We start from the raw sequence: 20,146 nt of genomic DNA, 5'->3' as shown, positions 1-20,146 counted from the left end.
ATCGTGCCCACGTTCACGTGCGGCTTGGTGCGCTCAAACTTTCCCTTTGCCATTTTCGATCACCCTGGTTGCTTGATAGAGATCTGCGTCAAACATCGACTGACATCCTCAGTTGTCACCAGGATGCCGCACGCAAAAAATTTTGGTGCCCATGGGCAGGATTGAACTGCCGACCTCTCCCTTACCAAGGGAGTGCTCTGCCACTGAGCTACATGGGCACTGAAACACCTTTGCCCGGACACACGCCCGAGCCGTGGAGCGGGAGACGGGAATCGAACCCGCGTCATTAGCTTGGAAGGCTAAGGTTCTACCATTGAACTACTCCCGCCAAACCGCTCCCTACCACTCCATCGCAGCGACATGCACTCGCGATGTTTGCTGCAAATTTCTCGCCGTCTTACCCGAACCCCGCTTGCTCAAGGGTTGTGGTGGAGGGGGAAGGATTCGAACCTTCGAAGGCAGAGCCGTCAGATTTACAGTCTGATCCCTTTGACCGCTCGGGAACCCCTCCGGCGACCAGCGAAACCCGCGATTATGGTGAGGGTTTCTCGCGCTGTCAAACCCCGGAACAAAAAATTCATCCGGGGAAGGCCAGCAGCGGCTGGATGTCGAGCAGGCGCGATGCAGTTTTTGCATCGGCGCCGGACAGCCGCGGGATTATGCCAAGAATTGGCGCGTTGAGGCGACTTTTCAGCGCGGAAATCGTCGCCTCCTGCTCCAGCATGCCCTCGGGCTGGCAGTTCGCGACCCAGCCGGCCAGCGTCAGCCCGCGCGCGCGCGCCGCCTCGGCCGTCAGCAGCGCGTGGTTGATGCAGCCAAGCCTGAGCCCGACCACCAGAATCAGCGGCGCCCCGATGTCGACCGCCAGATCCGCGGTCGTCCAGTCGTCACCCAACGGCACGATGAACCCACCAACCCCTTCTACGATGACGTGATCAGCCTCTGCGCGCAGCGCAGCCAAGGCGTCCAGCACCACAGCCCGGTCGATCGATCGCCCCTCGCGTTGCGCGGCCACATGCGGCGCCAGCGGCGCTTCGAACAGATAGGGATTGGTCAGCGCCGTCGGCTGGTCGAGCCCGCTGGCCTGCGCCAGCGCGTCGGCGTCCTCGTTCGCGAGGCGGCCGGAGGCGTCCGGCGATGCCCCCGACGCGACCGGTTTCATGCCGACCGCGTTCACGCCGTTTGCCCGCAGCGCCTCGATCAACGCGCAGGACACCAGCGTTTTGCCGACACCGGTGTCCGTGCCAATGACGAAATGCAGCTTTTCCACGCTCATGTCAGCTCCGGTCTCCTGAGGACGCTCGAGCGACCACCCAGGCCAGTTGATAGGTCAGCGGCACGCCACGCGCTTCACGCCGCGCCTCCAAACGGTTACACACCTGCCGCAGTGCTGCGCGGCCGAGCAGAGCACGGCGCGCACCGTCCGGCACGTGCGACGCGCCGATGTCGCGATTCGACTGCAGCAGTGCGCGCGCATCGGCAAAGTACTCGACATACGTTTCGCGGCGCATCAGGTCCACCGCGAAGCCGCTGCCGGTCAGTGCGGCGGTCAGCGCCTCGGGCGCAGGGAATGACACCGTGTGACGATACGCATCCAGACCGGCGAATGCGTCATCGATCTCGGCGAGTGTGCCGTGGAGAACGGTGCTGAAGCACATATGGCCGCCCTCCCTGAGGACGCGCCGACACTCGGCCAGCGCAACCGGCAGATCGCACCACTGCAGCATCAGGCTGGAGAACACGATATCCGCGCTCGTCGAGGCAAGCGGCAGGCGGTGCGCATCGGCGCAGACGCGCATCACTCCGTGACTTCGTTCATGGGCATGCAACATGCCCAACGAGAAATCGACCGCGCAATGCATCGCCTCGGGAAAGCGCCCATGCAAGCCGGTTGACGCGAAACCGGTCCCGCAACCGAGATCGAGCACCAGCCGGGCGGCTCTGTCCGGCAGCAGCTCGAGCAGGCGGTCGCACACCACACGCTGCAGCCCGGCCGCCGCGGCATAGCGCGTCGCCGCTCGCGAGAACGAGGCCCGTATCGCGGTGCGCTCAGTCATCGGCGCACACCCACGCACACAGATCGGAGAGGTCGCCGTGCCGCCAGGGCAGATGCGCCGCACCCGGCACCGGCATCCAGCGCGCCGCGTCCTCTTTGGCCGCTGCGCGCATATCGACCACGTGGTCCTGCTCGCCATGCAGGCAGCTCAGGGGTATTGGAAGCGAACGCAAGGTGTCCCGGAGATCCCGCTCGCGCAGCCAATCCAGTCCCTGACGCAGAGCCGGAGCGGTCGGTGGCACGTCGTCCATCAACGCTGCCATCGCGCCTCGCGCACCGCGCGCGTCGCTGTCGCCGAGCGCGGCCAGCGCGGCAAAGCGAGTGCGGGTGCGCCGCGGGTCTTGCTCCAGGCCATACGCAAAGGCGTCGAAGCGCTCGTCGGTCATGCCATATGGCCAGTCGACGGCCTGCATGAAGCGCGGCGAAGCGCCCACGAGGAGCAGTCGGCGCACCGGCATCCGAGCCGCCCAGGCGATGGCCAGCAAGCCGCCCAGCGACCAGCCGACCAGCACCTCGGCGTCGGGCACCGCCTGTACGAGCTGATCGACACAGTCGTCGAAACCGTCGCAGCGCTGGCCGACGTTCAATCCGTAGCCGGGCAGATCGGGCTGGACGACACGGCACTGTGCGCCCAGCGCCTGCGCCAACGGCGACAGCAGGCGGCCGTCCCAGCCCCAGCCGTGCACCAGTGCGACGCGCGGCCCCTGCGCGCCGTAGTGACGGGCGGCCAGCACCTCATTCATGGCCGGCCTCGTTCAGCGCAGCGCACAGCCCGTCGATGTGTGCGGCCTCGTGCGCCGCGCTGAGCGAGACACGCAAGCGGGCGCTGCCGGCGGGCACAGTGGGCGGCCGGATGGCGGGCACCCACAGGCCGCGCTCGCGCAGCCGCGCCGACAGCGCCAGCACCTCGGAATTGCCGCCCACCCGCACCGGCTGGATTGCCGTGTCGGACGGCATCAACGACCATCTGCATGCGGCGAGCGTCTGTCGCATGCGCAGGCGGTGTGCCGCCAGACGCGTCCGCCGCTCGTCACACGCCTCGATCAGGCGCAGGCTCGCCAGCACCGCACAGGCGGTCGCCGCGGGCGCTGCAGTGGTGTAGCGGTAGCTGCGGCCGGTCTGCATCAGCCATTCGATCGCGTCCGCGTCGCCTGCGACGAAGGCGCCGGCCACACCGGCCGCCTTGCCCAGCGTACCGACGTAGATCAGGCGCGGCGACGCGATGCCGAAATGCGACAGCACGCCACGCCCCTGCGCGCCGAGCACGCCGAAACCGTGCGCGTCGTCGACCACCAGCAATGCGTCGTGGCGCTCGCACAGGGCCAGCAGTTCGGGCAGCGGCGCGATGTCGCCATCCATGCTGAAAACGCCGTCGGTCACGACGACCTTGCGTCCGTCTGCGGCGTCGAGCGCGCGCGCAACCGCGGCGACTTCGCCATGCGGATAGCGACGCACCGTGGCGCGCGACAGCAAGGCGGCGTCGACCAGCGAGGCGTGGTTCAGCCGGTCCGCGATCACCGTGTCGCCGCGCCCGGCGAGTGCGGGCAGCACCGCGAGGTTGGCCATGTAGCCGGTCGAGAAATAGAGCGCGCGCGGCATTCCGGTGAACCGTGCCAGCGCGGTCTCCAGTTCCTCATGCGGTCTCTGGTGGCCGCTGACCAGGTGCGACGCGCCGGCGCCGACACCCCAGCGGGCAGCGCCGGCGCGGAAGGCGTCGACGATCTCAGGATGGTTGGCCAGCCCGAGGTAGTCGTTGCCGGCGAAGGAAACCAGACGCCGACCATCGACCATCGCCTCCGGGCCACAGGGCGCATCCAGCACCAGGCGGGTACGCAGCAGATCGTCCGCCGCCAGTGCTTCGAGGCGGGCGCGAAAGTCGGTCGCGCTCATGCGAGGGCGGCGTCCAGCGCAGCCAGCGCCCCTTGCGCAAGCAACGCGCTCTGCGCTTCATCGAGCACGTAGGGCGGCATGAAGTACAGCGTATTGCCTATCGGTCTCAGCAGCAGTTCGCGCGCCAGCGCCTCGCGATGGAAACGGCGGCTGAAATCGGCGTGCGGCGTATCGACGTCGAGCGCCCAGATCATGCCGGCCTGGCGGAAATCGCGGGCGGCCGGATGCGCCGCAAGCGGTGCCAGCGCCTCGCTGAAAGTCTGCGCCCAGGCCTTGTTGCGTTCGAGCACGTCGAGCTGTTCGAACAGTTCCAGTGTCGCCAGCGCGGCGCGGCAGGCGAGCGGATTGCCGGTGTAGGAATGCGAATGCAGGAAGCCGCGCGCCATCGTGTCGTCGAGAAAGGCGTCGAACACGAAGGGCTTGCTCAGCACCAGTGACAGCGGCAGCGTGCCACCGGTGATACCTTTGGACAGGCAGATGAAATCGGGCCAGCCTTCGCCGTTGGCATCCAGCGACTGCTCGCTCGCGAAGAAGGTGCCGGTGCGACCGCAGCCGACCGCGATCTCGTCGGCGATCAGGTGGACTTCATAGACGTCGCACAACGCACGTGCGGCACTGAGCCAGCCGGCGTCGTGCATCGCGAAACCGCCGGCGCACTGCACCCGCGGTTCGATGATCAGCGCGGCGATCCGCGCGTGATGCGCTTCGAGGAATACGGTCAGCGCGTCGAGCGCGTGCAGTGGTGCGCTCGACGCCGGGCTGGGCAGCACGTGCGCGCCGCGCACCATGGGCGCATAGGCGTCGCGGAACAGCGGCACGTCGGTGACCGCCAGCGCGCCGACCGTTTCGCCGTGGTAGCTGCCGGCGAAGCAGATGAACTCGTTCTTTTCCGGCCGCCCGCTATTGCGCCAGTAATGCAGCGACATCTTCAGCGCGATCTCCGTCGCCGATGCGCCGTCCGACGCGTAGAAGGCGTGGCCGAGGCGACCGCCGGTCAGGGCCGACAGCTTTTCCGACAGCGCCACCACCGGTTCGTGCGTGAAGCCGGCGAGCATCACGTGGTCCAGCGTGTCGAGCTGGTCACGCAGCGCCTGCACGATGTGCGGATGGCTGTGGCCGAACAGATTGGTCCACCAGGAACTGATGCCGTCGAGGTAGCGACGGCCATCCGGCGCGTACAGCCACGGCCCCTGCGCGCGGCTGACGGCGAGCAGCGGCAGCGACTGATCGGCGTGCCACTGCATCTGCGTGCAGGGGTGCCAGACGGCGGCGAGACTGCGGGAAACGAGGGAATCTGAGGCGGACACGTGACGACACCGGCAGCGCCCCCGCCCAACGGCAGAGGCAACGAGGCCGGTATTCTAACCGCCCGCCCGGCACCTCGTCCGGGCGGGCGGCGGAATCACGCTGCGCTGAGCTTCGCCGCCGCGTCGCGCAGCGCGGTGCGCAGCCCCTCTTCCACCACCGGGTGATAGAAGGGCATTTCAAGCGCGCGCTGCACCGTCATGCCGGACTGCATGGCCCAGGCCAGCAGGTGAGCCAGGTGCTCGACGTCCGGACCCATCATTTCGCAGCCGATCAGGCGACCGCTGGCCTTGTCCGCATACACGTGCAGCAGGCCCTTGTTGCGCAGCATGACGCGCGAACGCCCCTGGTCCTCGAACGACACCTCGCCGGTGACGAAGCTGTCCGGTGCGAGATCAACGTAGCGCTTGCCCACGGTCGCCAACTGCGGGTCGGAGAACACGACCGCGATCGGCTCACGGCGCAGACCCGGCTGCACCGCGGGAAAGCGGGCCGCGTTCTCGCCAGCGATCCGCCCCTCGTCGGCCGCTTCATGCAGCAGAGGCAGGTCGTTGTTGGCGTCACCGGCGATGAAGATGTGCGTGCTGCCGCACTGCATCGTCGTGCGGTCGAACTCCGGCACGCCGTTGGCGGCAAGCGTCACCGACGTGTTCTCGAGGCCAAGATTCTTCACATTGGGCGTACGACCGGTGGCGGCAATCACCCACTCGAAGTCCTTGGTCACCACGCGGTCATCCTGCAGTTCCTGCACGATGCGCACGCCGTCCGGTCGCTCCTCGACCGACACCACCTTCGCGTCGGCGTGCAGCGGAAACTCCTCGGCAAAGGCGTTCGTCGCGTAGGCCTTCAGCGCCGGGTCGGAGAACGGGCCGACGAAATGACCGCGGCCGAATACCTCGACGCGCACGCCGAGGCGGTGCAGCGCCTGGCCGATCTCGAGGCCGATCACGCCGGGGCCGAACACCGCCACCGATTCCGGCAGCTCGGTCCAGTCGAACACGTCGTCGTTTACGATGAGGCGCTTGCCGGCCGGCTTCAGCATCGGCGGCACTGCAGGCGACGATCCGGTCGCGATGACAGCGCGGCCGAAGGTGACCACCGTGTGCTCATCGACCTGCAGGCTGCGGTCGTCGATGAATTTCGCGTAGCCGCGCAGCTTGTGCTCGGCCGGAATGCTATCGACACCGCGCACCACGAAGCCGACGAAGCGGTCGCGTTCGCTGCGCACGCGCTCCATCACGGCGCGGCCGTCGATGCGCACCGTGCCCTCGAGGCGGATGCCGAAGGCATCCCACTTCTCGGTCACGTGCGCGGCTTCCGCCGCGGCGATCAGCAGCTTGCTCGGCATGCAGCCGACGCGGGCGCAGGTGGTGCCGTAAGGGCCGCCCTCGATGATGACGGCCGACTTGCCGCCGGCGATGGCGGCGCGATAGGCGGCAAGACCGGCCGTACCGGCACCGATCACCGCAACATCCACGATCATTTCCTTCATTTCAGTCTCCCTGGTCGGACGATCAGGGCTGCGCACCCTGCGGTGCGCAAGCCTGATCGCACGGCGGGTCGCCCCGCCGTACGTTCATCGGACGCCGCTTACTTCGCCGACGCCCACTTCTCCAGATCTTCCCAACCGCCGATATGCTGTCCGTTGATGAACACCTGCGGCACGGTCTTCGCGCCGACGATGGCACCCAGGGCACGCGAACGCTCGGTATGCGGCAGGTTGATCTCGGCGTAGTGGTAGCCCTTCTCCGCCAGCAAGGCCTTGGCCTTGGCGCAGAAGCCGCAGCCCTCGCGGGTCAGAATGGCCACCTGATCCGGCTTCTTCGCGTTCGGGTTGATGTAGTTCAGCATCGTGTCCGCATCGGACACCTTGAACGGGTCACCCGGTTCCTGCGGCTCGATGAACATCTTGCTCACCACGCCGTCCTTCACCAGCATCGAATAGCGCCAGCTGCGCTTGCCGAAACCGAGGTCGGCCTTGTCGACCAGCATGCCCATACCTTCGGTGAATTCACCGTTGCCGTCGGGAACCAGGGTCACATTGTCGGATTCCTGGTCCTTGGCCCACTCGTTCATGACGAAGGTGTCATTGACCGACACGCACAGGATGTCGTCGACGCCGTTTGCCTTGAACGCCGGCGCCAGTTCGTTGTAGCGCGGCAGATGGGTCGACGAGCAGGTGGGCGTGAATGCGCCGGGCAGAGAAAACACCACCACGGTCTTGCCCTTGAACAGATCGTCGGTGGTGACGTTCTTCCACTCGTTGTTTTCGCGAACGCGGAACGTGACGTTGGGGACGCGCTTGCCTTCGTGGTTCTGCAGACTCATGTTCATCTCCTTGAGTGATGGACGGGATTCAAAAGGGTGATGCCACACACCGCTTGCGGCGCTGCACATCGACAGGACGCATTCTGGACACGCGCCAGCATTCGGTCCAATTGATTGATTTGATCGTATTGATCGTATAATCCGATCAATAATCCGGAGCACGACGATGTCCGCCCTGCCTTCGCTGCGCCAGTTGCGCTACCTGATCGCCGTATCCGACAAGCTGAACTTCACGCAGGCGGCGGAATCCTGTTTCGTCACCCAGTCCACGCTGTCGGCCGGCATCAAGGAACTCGAGGCGACGCTCGGCTCGCTGCTGGTCGAGCGCGAGCGGCATTCGGTCATGATGACGCCGGTCGGCACCGAGGTCGTCGAGCGTGCGCGCCGGCTGCTGGCCGAAGCGGAGGATCTCACCGAGTGGGCACGCAACGCCGAGCGGCCGATGAGCGGCCTGCTCAAGCTCGGCGTCATCCCGACCATTGCGCCCTTCCTGCTGCCCGCCGTGCTGCCCGCGGTGCGCACGCGCTACCCTGAACTCAAGGTGGCACTGCGCGAGGACCTGACCCGCAACCTGCTGTCGCGGCTCGCCGCCGGCCAAATTGACTTCGCGCTGATCGCGCTGCCCTACGACACCGGCAACCTGCAGGTACAGCCGCTGTTCGACGAGGAACTGCTGCTGATCGCGCCAGCCGGCCGTGAGGCCGACATGCCGCGCGACATCGGCAAGCTGGACCCGGAGGCGCTGCTGCTGCTGGAAGAAGGCCATTGCCTGCGCGGCCATACGCTGGGTGGATGCCGGCTTGACGAACCGCGGGTGACCGGCATGGAGGCGACCAGCCTGTTCACACTGGCGCAGATGGTCGAGGGCGGGCTCGGCATGGCGCTGCTGCCTGACATGACGCTGCGCTCCGGCCTGCTCGGTCACATGAATCTTGTCGCGCACCGCTTCTCCGAACCGCGTCCGCGCCGTACCATCGCACTGGTCGCACGCAGTTCGAATGCCCGCCAGGAGTGTTTTTCACGGCTGGCGGAACTGATCGCCGGGCAGGCGCCGCAATCCGCTCCGGGGCCACTGGACGGAACTGCCGCCTGAAGGCTGCACTCACATCCGCGTCAGCATCAACGAAGGGAGCATCAAAATGAGCACGATCAACATCGGCATTCCTGAAGACCAGCGTCGCGCCATCGCCGACGGCCTGTCGCGCCTGCTGGCCGACACCTACACCCTCTACCTGACCACGCACAACTTCCACTGGAACGTGACCGGCCCGATGTTCAACACGCTGCACCTGATGTTCGAAGGTCAGTACACCGAACTGGCGCTGGCCGTCGATCTGGTGGCAGAGCGCATCCGCGCGCTGGGCTACCCGGCACCGGGCACCTACTCCGCTTACGCCAGGCTCACGTCAATCAAGGAGCCGGAAGGCGTGCCGTCGGCCAACGACATGATCCGCCAGCTGGTGGCCGGCCAGGAAGCCGTCGTCCGCACCGCGCGCAGCATTTTCGCGGTGGTGGACGAGGCACACGATGAACCGACCGCCGACCTGCTGACGCAGCGCATGCAGATCCACGAAAAGAATGCGTGGATGCTGCGCAGCCTGCTCGAAGGCTGATCTACCGCACAGCAGCACACGCCGGCCCGAGAGGGCCGGTTTTCATTTGCGCGCCAGCATTGCGCAGATCCACACCACCAGCGCGCACAGCGCCGCGCTGAGCAGGATGTGCGATGGAAAATGCGCGCCGCGGGCCACCTGCACCGTGCCGGCCAGCCCTCCCAGCAGCAGTACACCGGTCAGCGCCAGCCGGCGCCACCCGCCCGCCAGCAACGGCAGCAGCGCCAGCCACATGAAGGCCGTGGCGGCGTGGCCGCTGGGCAGGCACTTGCCCGGTCCAGCTTCTTCAGGTCGTGGATCCAGCAGGCGAAAGAACTGCCCCGAGCCACCGAAGTCGGCGACATACCAGGGGCAGCTGTGGGACGACTGCGCCCGTGCCAGATTCACTGCGATCACCGCCAGCAGCGAGGCGACGAGCAAGAAGGCCAAGCGGGCGCGCAGCACTGCCGCAGTGCCGCGCACGCGCAACACGCACCAGCCCGCCAACAGGCCCAACCAGACCAGCACCGCCAGCCATTTGAGGCCGTCGTGCAGCACACCCGACAGCAGCCAGTGCCTGCGCAGCGGAAAGCCGCCGGCCACGGCGTCGAAGAACCACGTGGCGGTGATCAGATCGCCGTCGCTCCAGCGGTTGCACCAGAGCGCCAGCAGCGCCGACAGCACCGCCACGGCGAGCAGGTCGGCGTGCCGCCGCATCACTGCGCGGCAGGCATCTGCAGGCGCCCCTGCTTGAAGGCCGCGGCGGCGGTCTGGTAATAGGCGATCGCCTCCTTCACGCGCTGCGGGTCCGGCTCGGTCGTCGTCGATTCCAGTGTTGCGGGGTCGACGCGGTACGCCCTCACCATGCGCTGCGGCGACAGCACGGTGAGCAGGTCGCCGCGCAGATAGCCCAGGTCCTGGTAGTTGGAGATGAACACGCGATCCAGCTGCACGTGTTCCTCGAAGAAGGCGCGACCGAAGAAGTGGTCGTCGCCGTTCTTGCCCATCACTTCGAGCAGTGTCGGCGCCAGGTCGATCTGGCTCAGACGGTCGGTGAATTCGCCCGGCGGCAGCATGTCCGGCGCGTAGAAGATCAGCGGAATGCGGTACTTCGCCACCGGCAGGCGCGTCCTGCCGGCCACCGACGCGCAGTGGTCGGCGACGAACACGAACAGCGTGTCGGCGAACCACGGCTGCTTCTTCGCCTCGCGGATGAACTGGCCGATCGCCCAGTCGGTGTATTTCACCGCACCGTGCCGGCCGCCCGGCGACGGAATGTCGATGCGCCCGTCCGGGTAGGTGTAGGGCCGGTGGTTCGACGTGGTCATGATCTGCGCGAAGAAGGGCTTGCCCTCGGCCGCCTTGCGGTTCATCGCGATCAGCGCGTTGGCGTACAGCGACTCGTCCGCCACGCCCCACACGTTCTCGAACACGATGCTGTCCTTCGGGAAGTCCGTGCGGTCGACGATGAGGTAGTCATTGCCGCGGAAATAGCTGTTCATATTGTCGAAGTAGCCGTAGCCACCGTAGATGAACATCGGCACCACACCCTGCGGCGCGAGGATTTCCCCGACTGTCGACAGGTTGTTGTTGTTCGTCCGTCGGACGATGGCCTGACCGGGCACCGGCGGCGTGCCGAGCGACAGCGCCTCCAGACCGCGCACGGTGCGCGTACCGGTGGCATACACGTTGGCAAAGCGCAGTCCTTCGGCGGCGATGCGGTCCAGTTCAGGCGTCAGGCCGTCCTTCGATCCATAGGCACCGACGTACTCCGCCGACAGGCTCTCGATGGTCACCAGCACCACATTGCGCGGCCGGCGGGTGAAGGGCGACTTGTCGTGCGGCGGATCATCCATCGCGCTCGGGCTGTCCTCGGCGCTCAGCGGCAGGCGCTCGACATGCAGCGTACGCAGCACCTCGTCCGCCTCTTCCTGCGGCAGCGTCGCGTACCAGCGCGCGTAATCCAGTTCGTTGCGACGCATCGCCGCCGCCAGCGAGAAGAGGCCGTTGCCGGCCAGTTCGTCAGCGTAGGCGTCGCCGCTGCCTTCCATTTGCTCGATCGTCGCCAGCTGCGCCGCCGTCGGCAGCAGCACGGCCGCCGCCAGCATGGCGACGCGCACGCGCCAGGGGCGCGCGGAGACCGCGAACGACAGTCGCCGTCGCAGCACGATCACGAGCAGGGCCGACAGCGACACGATGCCGCCGACCAGCGCACCGACCGGATAGGACTCGACGATGTTGCCGATCACTTCCTGGGTGTACAGCAGATAGTCAACCGCGATGAAGTTGAAGCGGGTCGAGAACTCGTCCCAGAACACCACCTCGGCGACCGCACCGAACAGCAGCAGCGCCACCGCCAGCCAGAGTGCGCCCCAGCGCACTCCGCCCATGAGCCGGCTGGCGCGCAGCCGCGCCGGCAGCAGGGCCGAGATCGCGAGCAGCGGCGCCAGCATCCAGGCCAGCGTCGCCGCGTCGAACCACAGGCCGCGCCCGAACACGTGCACTGCGGCGCTGCCGGCGTCGGCGTACAGCCAGAGGCCCAGCCGCAGCAGCGTCCAGACTGACAGCGCCGTCAGCGCAAGTACCAGCAGGAAGGGCAGCGCGCGCCGCTGTGGCGCAAGGAATTCAGTCATGGAATGAAATCATCAGGCGGCGGATCGCTCGCCGAACCGCTTGTACAGGATGGGCAGCAGCAGCAGTGTTAACGCAGTACAAGAAACCAGGCCGCCAATGACAACGATTGCAAGCGGCCGCTGGATTTCCGAACCGGGCCCGGTCGCGAACAGCAGCGGCACCAGACCGAGGGCCGCCATTGACGCCGTCAGCAGCACCGGCCGCAGCCGGCGCTGCGCACCGTGCACCACGGTGTCCAGCATCGACAGGCCGGTCGCGCGCAACTGGTTGAAATAGCTCACCAGCACCACGCCATTGAGCACCGCGATGCCGAGCAGCGCGATGAAACCGACCGACGCCGGCACCGACAGGTATTCGCCGGACAGCGCCAGCGCGAACACGCCGCCTATCATCGCGAACGGCACGTTGGCCATCACCAGCGCAGCCTGGCGCAGCGAATCGAAGGTGCTGTAGAGGATGAGGAAGATGAGCACCAGCGCCGCCGGCACCACCAGTGCCAGCCGCTGCGCCGCGCGCTGCTGGTTCTCGAACTCGCCACCCCAGGTCAGCCGGTAGCCCGGCGGCAGCTCGACCTTCTGCAGCACCTGCGCGCGAGCGTCCTCGACGAAGCCGACCAGATCGCGCCCGCCGACGTTGGCGATCACCACCATGTTGCGGCTGCCCAGCTGGCGGTTGATCTGCACCGGCCCGCCGACGCGCTCGAAGCGCGCGAGCTGTCCGAGCGCGATACGCCCACTGCCCGGCAGCGCCACCGGCATCTGCGCCAGTTCGTTGGCCGCCGCCGTACTGCCGCTGGCGCGCACCAGCAGCGGAATGCGCCGCTCCTGCTGCTGGATCAGGCCGACCCGCTCGCCCTCGATCTGCGCACGCAGGCTCGCCGCCAGCGTGTCGATGTCCAGTCCGGCACGCGCCAGCGCGTCGTTGTCAGGCACGACGCGCAGGTACTGCACGCCTTCGTTGCGCACGAAGAAGACGTCCTCGGCACCCGGTGTCGCGCGCAGCACTTCGGCAATCTCCTCCGCCTTGCGGTTCAGCACGTCGAGATCCGGGCCGAAGATGCGGATCGCCAGATCACCGCGCACACCGAGAATCATCTCCGACACCCGCATTTCGATCGGCTGCGTGAAGGCGTAGGCCACGCCCGGAAACTCGTTCAGCAGTTCGCGGATGCGATGGATGATCGCCGGCTTGTCGACGCCCGGCGGCAGGCTGATGAAGGTATCCGTCTGGTTCAAGCCCATCGGATCGAGACCGATCTCGTCCGAGCCGGCACGCGCCACCACCTGCAGCGCCTCCGGCACCCGCTCCTTCAGCGCGCGCTGGAACTGGGTATCGATCGCCAGCGACGCATCGAGACTGATGGACGGCAGTTTCTCCAGTTGCACGATGAGGCTGCCCTCGTCCATCGTCGGCATGAAGGTCTTGCCCAGCCCCATGTACAGCACTACGGCGACGACGCCGAGCAGCCCGGCAATGCCGCCCACCACCGCCGGTGCGGCGAGCGCCTTCTTCAGCAACGGTGCGTAAAGCCGGGCGAGCGTGCGCGGCAGCCAGGGATCGGCGTGCGACTTCGCACTCAAGGTGAGCCGCGCCAGCAGCGGTATGACGGTCAGCGACAGCAGCAGCGAACCGGCCAGCGCAAACACGATGGTCAGCGCCACCGGCGCGAACAGCTTGCCCTCCAGCCCCTGCAGGCTCAGCAGCGGCACGAACACCAGCGCGATGATGACGATGCCGGCAGTGGTCGGCACCGCCACCTCGCGCACCGCGTCCAGCACCACCTGCTGCCGCGGACGCTGGTCGGCGCCCGGCTCGTGCAGATGGGCGACCACGTTCTCGACCACCACCACGGCAGCGTCGACCAGCAGGCCGATGGCAATCGACAGTCCCCCCAGGCTCATCAGGTTGGCCGACAGGCCGAACTGGCGCATCAGCAGGAAGGTCCACAGCGCCGACAGCGGCAGCACCACGGCCACGGCCAGCGCGGCGCGCAGATTGCCGAGGAAGAGGTAGAGCATCACGCCGACCAGCACCACCGCTTCCAGCAGCGCCTTCGACACCGTGCCGACGGCGCTCGACACCAGTTCGCCGCGGTCGTAGAAGGGCACCACCTTCACACCGGCAGGCAGCGCCGCCTGCACTTCCTCCAGCCGGGCACGCACGCCGGCCACCACCTGCTGCGCGTCGGCGCCGCGCAGGCCGAGCACCAGGCCCTGCACCGTCTCGCCCTCGCCGTTGTGGGTGACGCCGCCCATGCGGGTGAGCGCGCCCAGCTTCACCTCGGCAACGTCGGCCACCCGCACCTGAGCGGTTGGCGTCGCGTGCACGACCAGACGGCCGATATCGTCGAGCGAGGTGAGGCGGCCCTGCACGCGCACCAGCAGCGTTTCCTCGCCTTCGTTGATGCGGCCTGCACCGTCGTTGCGGTTGAAACGCTCCAGCGTGGACCGCAGCTCGTCCAACGTGATGCCGGTGGCGGCCATGCGGGCGGCGTCCGGCACCACTTCGTAGGCGCTGGCCAGGCCGCCCAGCACGTTCACGTCGGCCACGCCGCGCACCGTACGCAGCGCCGGACGGATCACCCAGTCGAGCAGCGCGCGCCGCTCGGCGATCGGCAGATCGCCTTCGACCGTGAACATGAACATTTCGCCCAGCGGCGTGGTGATCGGCGCCAGCCCGCCGGTCAGGCCCGGCGGCAGGTCGGCCATGATGCCGTTCAGCCGCTCGCTCACCTGGTTGCGTGCCCAATAGATATCCGTGCCGTCCTCGAAATCGATGGTGACGTCGGTGAGGCCGTACTTGCTGGTCGAGCGCAGCATGGTCTGCTTCGGCAGGCCCAGCATTTCGATCTCGATCGGCGTGGTGACGCGCGTTTCCATCTCTTCCGGCGTCATGCCGGGCAGCTTGACGATGATCTTCACCTGCGGTGCCGACACGTCGGGGAAGGCGTCGATCGGCAGGTTCATCGCCGCATTGAGGCCGGCGGCGATCAGCAGCAGCGCCGCCAGCACGGTCAGCAGCGGGCGCGCGAGCGCGCTGCGGGTCAGGGCGTCGAGCATCATTCGGCTCCGCCGTGGCCCAGCCACACCGCCTTGATCGCCGCCACCCCGCTGACCGCGACCGGGGCCTTCGCGTCGAGCGCGCCGCTGACGGTGGCCTGCGCGCTGTCCTGCGACAGCACCTGCACCTCGACTGCACGGAAACCCTGCGCGGTGCGCATGAACACCCAGCTCCTGCCGTCGTGATGAAGCAGCGCGCCCGCCGGCACCGACCAGGCGGCGGCTGCCGTCGCGCTGCGACGTACCTTGACCCACTGGCCGGGCCGCAGTCCGTTCTTCGTCGGTGGCAGTTCGGCGCGGATGCGCACGGTCTGCGTGGCGTCCGACGCGCCCCAGCCTATCTGCGTCACCCGCGCCCTGCCGGCGCTTCCGTCGACCTCGATCAGGTCGCCCTCGCGCACCGACGCCGCCTGAGCGACCGGCAGGTTCAGTTCCAGCATGAGCCTGTTCGCATCGGCCAGGCGCAGCAGCGGGTCCGCCTCGTTCACGCGCTGACCGGGCAGCGCCATCCGTTCGAGCACGGTCGCAGCGGCCGTGGCGCGCACCTGGATGCGGCCGGCCGAAGCGTCGGCCGCCGACACCCCCATCAGGCGCAAGCGCGACTGTGCGGCGGCCAGCGCGGCGTCGGCCTGCGCCGCTGCCGCCTCCGACTCGCGCACGCGGCGCTCGGCGATCAGCCCTTCGGCATGCAGCGCGCGGTCGCGCTCGCGGTTGCCGCGCGCCAGTTCGGCCGCGGTGCGCGCCTGCGACAGCGACGCGCCCATGTCCGGCAGGTCGGCGCTGCGCAGCTCCGCCAGCACAGCGCCGGCCGTCACCTGCTGGCCTTCGGCCACCGGTACCCGCACGACCACGCCGCCGGACGGTGCGGTCGCCACCCACTCGGCATCGGGCGAAGCGACCACGCGCGCAGACCACGGCGCGGCCAGCGCACTCTTTGCCTCGACCGGCAGCGCTTCGCGCACGCCGAGACGCTGCATCTGGGTCGGTGCGAGCACGATGTCGGCGGCCTGCGCCGAAGCGGTGAAAAGGCCGAGCAGAAGTAAGGCAGCAAAGGGTTTCAAGGCAGTATTCCCAGACTGTGGTTGTAGCGCGCGACGGCGCGCGACCAGGCGATTTCGGCCAGCGCCGCGGCGCGGCGTGCGCTGGCTGCGCGCGCCTCGACCAGCAGGCGCTCGGCCAGCGATGTTTCGCCGAGGCGGTAGGCGCGGCGCCCCAGTTCGACCTCACGCTCGGCGACCTCCTTCTGGCCGAGCGCCAGCGTGCGCGCCTGTTCGCGCGCGTGCAGTTCGTGTTCGGCCTCGTGCAGCGCAAGTTCGGCATTGCGGCGGGCGAACGCCAGCTCGTCCTCGGCGCGTGCCAGTTCGATCTGCGCCGGCGACAGCGCAGCGCTGCGGTGGGCCTCGCCACCGAAGGGGATGGAAATCGTCGCGCCGACGCTGTCGGTGGTGGGCATGTCGGCCGCCGTTTCCGAGCGCACGCCGACCAGCAGGCGCGGGGCGCCACTGCCCTGCGCCTGCAGCGTGCCGAGCGCACTGCGCGCCCGCTCGACGTGGGCCTGCGCCATCAGCACCGGCGGATAGCCCGTTGCCTGTGTCGCCACCGCTTCGCGCACCTGCTGCGGCAGCGCCTTCTGCCCGGTCAGCGCGGTCCAGCCGAACAGGCTGTGCGCCAGCTCGACCTGCGCCTCGTACAGCACGGCATCGCGTTCGCGGCGGGCCGTTTCGGCCGACAGCTTTTCCACCGGCGCCGCGTCGCCGGCGCGGATGCGCCGCGCCACGTCATCCTCCAGCGCGCGGTAAAGATCGACGTCGGCATCGGCCAGACTCACTTCGGCTTCGGCCTGCAGCACGCGCCACAGCTGCTCGCGCAGATCACCCGCCACGCGCCAGCGGTAGGCGCGCAATTCCTCCTCCGACTGCAGCCGCCCGGCGTCGGCCTCGCGCCGCAACGCGTCGCGCTGGCCGGACCGCCACAAGGGCAGCTCCAGCCCGGCTTCGAGTTCGCGCAGTCCGGTGTGACCGGGCAGTCGGTCGGTCTGGTAGCGCATCTGCACCGCCGGCGGGCCGGACAGCACGCTGTCGGCGCGGGCGGCGAGCGCGCGTGACTCATTCATGCGCGCCTGCGGCAGCGCGCTGCCAGGTGCGCGACCGGTCGCCAGATCGAGCGCACGCGACAGCGTCAGCGCACTGTCGCGCAGCACCGGCTGCTCGTGCTCATCGGCGTGCGCGGTCAGCGACTGCGCCCATGCCGGCGGGCACAGCAGCACACAGGAGAACAGAAGGACGGAGCGCATGGACGCAATCGACGGATACGGACAGTCGGCAAGCTTGCGCTCGGGCGGCTTGCCGCAGGGTGAACGCAACATGAACGTCTGTTCATGTTGCGGCCACACGGCGTGCAGGCAGAATGGCGTCCGGATTCGCGCCCGGCGGGCGCGTGCAGACCCTTACTCCAGTTTCCACCGACATGCGCATCCTGGTCGTCGAGGACGACAGCGAAATCGCCGGATTCATCTGCCGCGGCCTGCGCGAAGCCGGCCACGCGGTCGACCACGCGCCGAACGGCCGCGAGGGGCTGTTCCTGGCCACCGGCGAGCAGTACGACGCCATCGTGCTCGACCGCCTGATGCCGCAGATGGATGGTCTTTCGATGCTGGCCGCGCTGCGTGCCACCGGCTCGCGCGTGCCGGTGCTCATCCTGAGCGCGCTGAGCCAGGTCGACGAACGCATACGCGGCCTGCGTGCTGGCGGTGACGACTATCTGGTGAAACCGTTCGCGATGTCCGAACTGCAGGCGCGGCTGGAGGTGATCACCCGGCGTGGCCTGATGCCTGTCGCCGAATCGGTACTGCGCGTGGCCGACCTCGAACTCGACCGCATGACGCACACGGTGCGGCGCGGCGGCGAGGAGATCGCGCTCAAACCGCAGGAATACCGCGTGCTCGAATTCCTGATGCGCCACGCCAGCCAGGTGGTCACCCGCACCATGCTGCTCGAAGGCGTGTGGGACTACCACTTCGACCCGCAGACCAACGTCATCGACGTCCACATTTCGCGCCTGCGCGCGAAGGTGGATCGCCCGCCCTGGCCACCGCTGATCCACACGCTGCGCGGCAGCGGCTATTGCCTGCGCGCCCCCTCATGAGCGGACGCGACGAGGTCGACGCCGGCCAGCCCTATCTGGTCGAACAGGACGGCCAGCTCACGCTGGCCTTCAGCGAACTGGCGGTACAGAGCACGATGGACGCCGCAGCGCCGGAGCGGCTGGTGCTCGAATACTCGCGCCTGATGATGGCGTCGCTGCTGTTCGTGCCTGACCCCGGCCACATCGGCATGGTCGGTCTCGGCGGCGGTTCGCTGGTCAAGACCTGCCACCGCCACTTGCCGCAGGCGCGCATGACGGTGGCCGAGATCTCGCCGGCAGTGATCGCGCTGCGCGATCGCTTCCACATCCCGCCGGACGACGACAGGTTGACCGTCACCTGCGCCGACGGCGCCGAGTGGGTTGCGGCGCACGACCGCGCCTTCGACCTGCTGTGGGTGGATGGCTTCGACATCGGTGGCATGCCGGCGGCGCTGACCACGCAGCGCTTCTACGACGACTGCCACGCCGCGCTGCGCGACGGCGGCGTGCTGGTCATCAACATGTACGCTGGCGATGCGCTGAACAGCGCCTGGGTCGAGCGCGTGGCGTCCAGCTTCGCCCGCTCGGTCAGCGTCGTCGACACCACCGATGGCGACAACCGCATCGTGTTCGCCGCCCGCGGCAGCGCCTTCCGGCTGTCGGAAATGAAGCTGGCGCAGCGTGCCCGCGCACTCGAAGCGCGACTGGGCATCGCCCTGCCCGGCATCGCACGCGCACTGATCGACGGCCGGCGGCGCGCACTGGCCGACAGCGAGCAATGAGCCTGCGCCTGAGTACCAGCGCCCGGCTGACGCTGGCCAACAGCGCCCTGCTCGCCGCCGGCTTCGGCCTGCTGCTGATGCTGGTGACCTGGCTAGCCGGGCAGTACATGCTGGGCCACGTCGAGGAAAGTGTCGAAGCAGAGCTGGACATCCTCACCGCCGAGTTCCGGGTCGATGGCGTGCGCGGCATCAGCGGCCTGATCCGCCAGCGGCTGGACGTGCGCTCGGCCAATCACGACCGCGTCTACCGGCTGGAGGACGCAGCCGGCAACCTGCTGATCGGCAATCTGAACCGCTGGCCGGACAGCGCCGGCCGCGAGAGCCTGCCCTTGCGCCTGCCCAGCCTGCTCCACCGCGGGCAGACCGAAATCGTCGCCCGCTGGGTGCGCCTGCCGGACGGCAGCCGGCTGCTCGTCGGCTTCGACGAATACGAGGTCGAACAGGTGCGCAGCGACATCCGCCGCGCCGCGCTGGTGAGCTTCGGCCTGATGTTGCTCGCCTCGCTGGGTGGCGGCTACCTGATCACCCGTGCCGCACTGCGGCCGGTCGAAACGATACGGCGCGCCGCGCAGCAGATCATGGACGGCGATCTGCAGCACCGGGTGCCGCTGCGCAGCGGCGACGGCGCGGATGAATTCGACCGCCTGGCGCAGACGCTGAACGGCATGCTCGACCGCATCGCGCGGCTGATCGCCACCGTGCGCGGCGCCACCGACAACATCGCGCACGATCTGCGCTCGCCGCTCACCCGTCACCGTGCGCGCATCGAGGCGGCATTGAGCCATCCGCCCACGGCGGACGAACTGCCGGACTGGCTGGAGCGCAATCTGGCCGACGTCGACCAGGTGCTGTCCACTTTCCAGTCGCTGCTGCGCATCGCGCGCGTCGATTCCGGCCTGCTGCGCGGCGAATTCAGCGAACTGGATGTCGGCCGCCTGGTGCGCGACGCCATCGAACTGATGGAGCCGCTGGCCGAGGAGCGCGGCCTGCGCCTCGTCGTCAGCGCGCCGGAAGGCGCTGCCTGCACGGGCCACCGCGACCTGCTGTTCCAGACCGTGCTCAACCTGATCGACAACGCCATCAAGTACAGCCCGCACGGCGGCACGGTCGAACTGTCGCTGACGCGTGACGGCGACGACTGGCGGCTGTGCGTGCGCGACGAAGGGCCGGGCATTCCGGCCGCCGAGCGCGAGCGCGTGTTCGAGCGCCTGTACCGGCTGGAAAGTGCCCGCGACACGCCCGGCCTCGGCCTTGGCCTGAGCCTGGTGCAGTCGGTGGTCGCCCTGCACCGCGGCACCATTGCACTTGACGACGCCGCGCCCGGCCTCGCCGTCACGCTGCGCTTGCCGGCCAGACCAGCCGGCCCGCACTGAACGG

General features: G+C 68.3%; 17 protein-coding genes and 3 tRNA genes. 5 read left to right on the top strand and 15 right to left on the bottom strand.

The window, feature by feature from the left end; all coding sequences use genetic code 11:
- Positions 1-143 precede the first annotated feature (143 nt).
- From IV112_RS20300 to IV112_RS20255, 10 genes are all read right to left on the bottom strand, one after another.
- A tRNA-Thr gene (locus tag IV112_RS20300) sits at positions 144-218 on the bottom strand.
- Between the two features lie 36 nt (positions 219-254).
- Positions 255-328, bottom strand: a tRNA-Gly gene (locus IV112_RS20295).
- A gap of 98 nt (positions 329-426) precedes the next feature.
- Positions 427-511: transfer RNA gene (locus IV112_RS20290), tRNA-Tyr, on the bottom strand.
- Between the two features lie 66 nt (positions 512-577).
- Positions 578-1,276, bottom strand: coding sequence for a dethiobiotin synthase (bioD, locus tag IV112_RS20285; protein WP_304006790.1), 699 nt, complete (start codon positions 1,274-1,276; stop codon positions 578-580).
- Between the two features lies 1 nt (position 1,277).
- Complete coding sequence (bioC, locus tag IV112_RS20280; protein ID WP_304006788.1) at positions 1,278-2,057, bottom strand: malonyl-ACP O-methyltransferase BioC; 780 nt, start codon at positions 2,055-2,057, stop codon at positions 1,278-1,280.
- On the bottom strand, positions 2,050-2,799 hold the full coding sequence (locus tag IV112_RS20275) for an alpha/beta fold hydrolase (RefSeq protein ID WP_304006786.1): 750 nt from the start codon (positions 2,797-2,799) through the stop codon (positions 2,050-2,052). Before IV112_RS20275 ends, bioC begins: the two co-directional genes overlap by 8 nt.
- Complete coding sequence (bioF, locus tag IV112_RS20270) at positions 2,792-3,946, bottom strand: 8-amino-7-oxononanoate synthase (RefSeq protein WP_304006784.1); 1,155 nt, start codon at positions 3,944-3,946, stop codon at positions 2,792-2,794. Before bioF ends, IV112_RS20275 begins: the two co-directional genes overlap by 8 nt.
- The gene (gene bioA / locus IV112_RS20265; protein WP_304006782.1) at positions 3,943-5,253 is read right to left on the bottom strand and encodes an adenosylmethionine--8-amino-7-oxononanoate transaminase; all 1,311 of its coding nucleotides are present in this window, start codon (positions 5,251-5,253) and stop codon (positions 3,943-3,945) included. Before bioA ends, bioF begins: the two co-directional genes overlap by 4 nt.
- 95 nt (positions 5,254-5,348) lie before the next feature.
- Positions 5,349-6,743: a dihydrolipoyl dehydrogenase gene (locus tag IV112_RS20260; protein ID WP_304006780.1), complete on the bottom strand. Its 1,395-nt coding sequence runs from the start codon at positions 6,741-6,743 to the stop codon at positions 5,349-5,351.
- A gap of 98 nt (positions 6,744-6,841) precedes the next feature.
- Positions 6,842-7,579, bottom strand: coding sequence for a glutathione peroxidase (locus IV112_RS20255; RefSeq protein WP_304006778.1), 738 nt, complete (start codon positions 7,577-7,579; stop codon positions 6,842-6,844).
- A 166-nt stretch (positions 7,580-7,745) separates the two neighbouring features.
- Between IV112_RS20255 and IV112_RS20250 the strand changes: the two genes are divergently transcribed.
- Together IV112_RS20250 and IV112_RS20245 are read left to right on the top strand one after the other, a co-directional pair.
- Positions 7,746-8,672, top strand: coding sequence for a hydrogen peroxide-inducible genes activator (locus IV112_RS20250; protein WP_304006777.1), 927 nt, complete (start codon positions 7,746-7,748; stop codon positions 8,670-8,672).
- Positions 8,673-8,718: 46 nt separating this feature from the next.
- Positions 8,719-9,192 (top strand): Dps family protein, encoded by a 474-nt coding sequence (locus IV112_RS20245; protein WP_304006775.1) that lies wholly within the window; start codon positions 8,719-8,721, stop codon positions 9,190-9,192.
- A 42-nt stretch (positions 9,193-9,234) separates the two neighbouring features.
- Here IV112_RS20245 and IV112_RS20240 read toward each other — a convergent pair whose 3' ends face one another.
- From IV112_RS20240 to IV112_RS20220, 5 genes are read right to left on the bottom strand one after another with little or no spacing between them, the layout of a single operon-like run.
- The gene (locus tag IV112_RS20240) at positions 9,235-9,888 is read right to left on the bottom strand and encodes a phosphatase PAP2 family protein (RefSeq protein ID WP_304006773.1); all 654 of its coding nucleotides are present in this window, start codon (positions 9,886-9,888) and stop codon (positions 9,235-9,237) included.
- The gene (locus IV112_RS20235; RefSeq protein WP_304006771.1) at positions 9,888-11,804 is read right to left on the bottom strand and encodes an LTA synthase family protein; all 1,917 of its coding nucleotides are present in this window, start codon (positions 11,802-11,804) and stop codon (positions 9,888-9,890) included. The genes IV112_RS20240 and IV112_RS20235 overlap by 1 nt, the downstream gene beginning before the upstream one ends.
- A 12-nt stretch (positions 11,805-11,816) precedes the next feature.
- A complete protein-coding gene (locus tag IV112_RS20230; RefSeq protein WP_304006792.1) occupies positions 11,817-14,864 on the bottom strand; it encodes an efflux RND transporter permease subunit in 3,048 nt (1,015 codons plus the stop codon).
- Complete coding sequence (locus tag IV112_RS20225) at positions 14,864-15,925, bottom strand: efflux RND transporter periplasmic adaptor subunit (RefSeq protein WP_304006769.1); 1,062 nt, start codon at positions 15,923-15,925, stop codon at positions 14,864-14,866. The genes IV112_RS20230 and IV112_RS20225 overlap by 1 nt, the downstream gene beginning before the upstream one ends.
- On the bottom strand, positions 15,922-17,229 hold the full coding sequence (locus tag IV112_RS20220) for a TolC family protein (protein WP_304006767.1): 1,308 nt from the start codon (positions 17,227-17,229) through the stop codon (positions 15,922-15,924). The genes IV112_RS20225 and IV112_RS20220 overlap by 4 nt, the downstream gene beginning before the upstream one ends.
- 101 nt (positions 17,230-17,330) lie before the next feature.
- On the opposite strand from IV112_RS20220, the gene IV112_RS20215 reads away from it, so the two are divergent.
- From IV112_RS20215 to IV112_RS20205, 3 genes are read left to right on the top strand one after another with little or no spacing between them, the layout of a single operon-like run.
- Positions 17,331-18,008 (top strand): response regulator transcription factor, encoded by a 678-nt coding sequence (locus tag IV112_RS20215; protein ID WP_341422443.1) that lies wholly within the window; start codon positions 17,331-17,333, stop codon positions 18,006-18,008.
- Positions 18,005-18,769 (top strand): fused MFS/spermidine synthase, encoded by a 765-nt coding sequence (locus tag IV112_RS20210; protein WP_304006764.1) that lies wholly within the window; start codon positions 18,005-18,007, stop codon positions 18,767-18,769. Before IV112_RS20215 ends, IV112_RS20210 begins: the two co-directional genes overlap by 4 nt.
- Positions 18,766-20,142 carry a sensor histidine kinase gene (locus tag IV112_RS20205; RefSeq protein WP_304006762.1) on the top strand — a complete coding sequence of 459 codons (1,377 nt, stop codon included), beginning with the start codon at positions 18,766-18,768 and terminating at the stop codon, positions 20,140-20,142. Before IV112_RS20210 ends, IV112_RS20205 begins: the two co-directional genes overlap by 4 nt.
- Positions 20,143-20,146 lie beyond the last annotated feature (4 nt).

This window comes from Methyloversatilis discipulorum (assembly GCF_018780585.1).
Lineage (GTDB): Bacteria > Pseudomonadota > Gammaproteobacteria > Burkholderiales > Rhodocyclaceae > Methyloversatilis > Methyloversatilis discipulorum_B.
Note: the sequence above shows the minus strand (reverse complement) of the source record. Positions and strands in the feature narration are given on the sequence as shown.

What these genes read in the sequence shown, in the direction of transcription:
- bioD (WP_304006790.1), bottom strand. Translation starts at nt 1,276, where the DNA reads ATGAGCGTGGAAAAGCTGCATTTCGTCATTGGCACGGACACCGGTGTC.
- bioC (WP_304006788.1), bottom strand. Translation starts at nt 2,057, where the DNA reads ATGACTGAGCGCACCGCGATACGGGCCTCGTTCTCGCGAGCGGCGACG.
- IV112_RS20275 (WP_304006786.1), bottom strand. Translation starts at nt 2,799, where the DNA reads ATGAATGAGGTGCTGGCCGCCCGTCACTACGGCGCGCAGGGGCCGCGC.
- bioF (WP_304006784.1), bottom strand. Translation starts at nt 3,946, where the DNA reads ATGAGCGCGACCGACTTTCGCGCCCGCCTCGAAGCACTGGCGGCGGAC.
- IV112_RS20260 (WP_304006780.1), bottom strand. Translation starts at nt 6,743, where the DNA reads ATGAAGGAAATGATCGTGGATGTTGCGGTGATCGGTGCCGGTACGGCC.
- IV112_RS20255 (WP_304006778.1), bottom strand. Translation starts at nt 7,579, where the DNA reads ATGAGTCTGCAGAACCACGAAGGCAAGCGCGTCCCCAACGTCACGTTC.
- IV112_RS20250 (WP_304006777.1), top strand. Translation starts at nt 7,746, where the DNA reads ATGTCCGCCCTGCCTTCGCTGCGCCAGTTGCGCTACCTGATCGCCGTA.
- IV112_RS20245 (WP_304006775.1), top strand. Translation starts at nt 8,719, where the DNA reads ATGAGCACGATCAACATCGGCATTCCTGAAGACCAGCGTCGCGCCATC.
- IV112_RS20240 (WP_304006773.1), bottom strand. Translation starts at nt 9,888, where the DNA reads ATGCGGCGGCACGCCGACCTGCTCGCCGTGGCGGTGCTGTCGGCGCTG.
- IV112_RS20235 (WP_304006771.1), bottom strand. Translation starts at nt 11,804, where the DNA reads ATGACTGAATTCCTTGCGCCACAGCGGCGCGCGCTGCCCTTCCTGCTG.
- IV112_RS20230 (WP_304006792.1), bottom strand. Translation starts at nt 14,864, where the DNA reads ATGCTCGACGCCCTGACCCGCAGCGCGCTCGCGCGCCCGCTGCTGACC.
- IV112_RS20220 (WP_304006767.1), bottom strand. Translation starts at nt 17,229, where the DNA reads ATGTTGCGTTCACCCTGCGGCAAGCCGCCCGAGCGCAAGCTTGCCGAC.
- IV112_RS20215 (WP_341422443.1), top strand. Translation starts at nt 17,331, where the DNA reads ATGCGCATCCTGGTCGTCGAGGACGACAGCGAAATCGCCGGATTCATC.
- IV112_RS20210 (WP_304006764.1), top strand. Translation starts at nt 18,005, where the DNA reads ATGAGCGGACGCGACGAGGTCGACGCCGGCCAGCCCTATCTGGTCGAA.
- IV112_RS20205 (WP_304006762.1), top strand. Translation starts at nt 18,766, where the DNA reads ATGAGCCTGCGCCTGAGTACCAGCGCCCGGCTGACGCTGGCCAACAGC.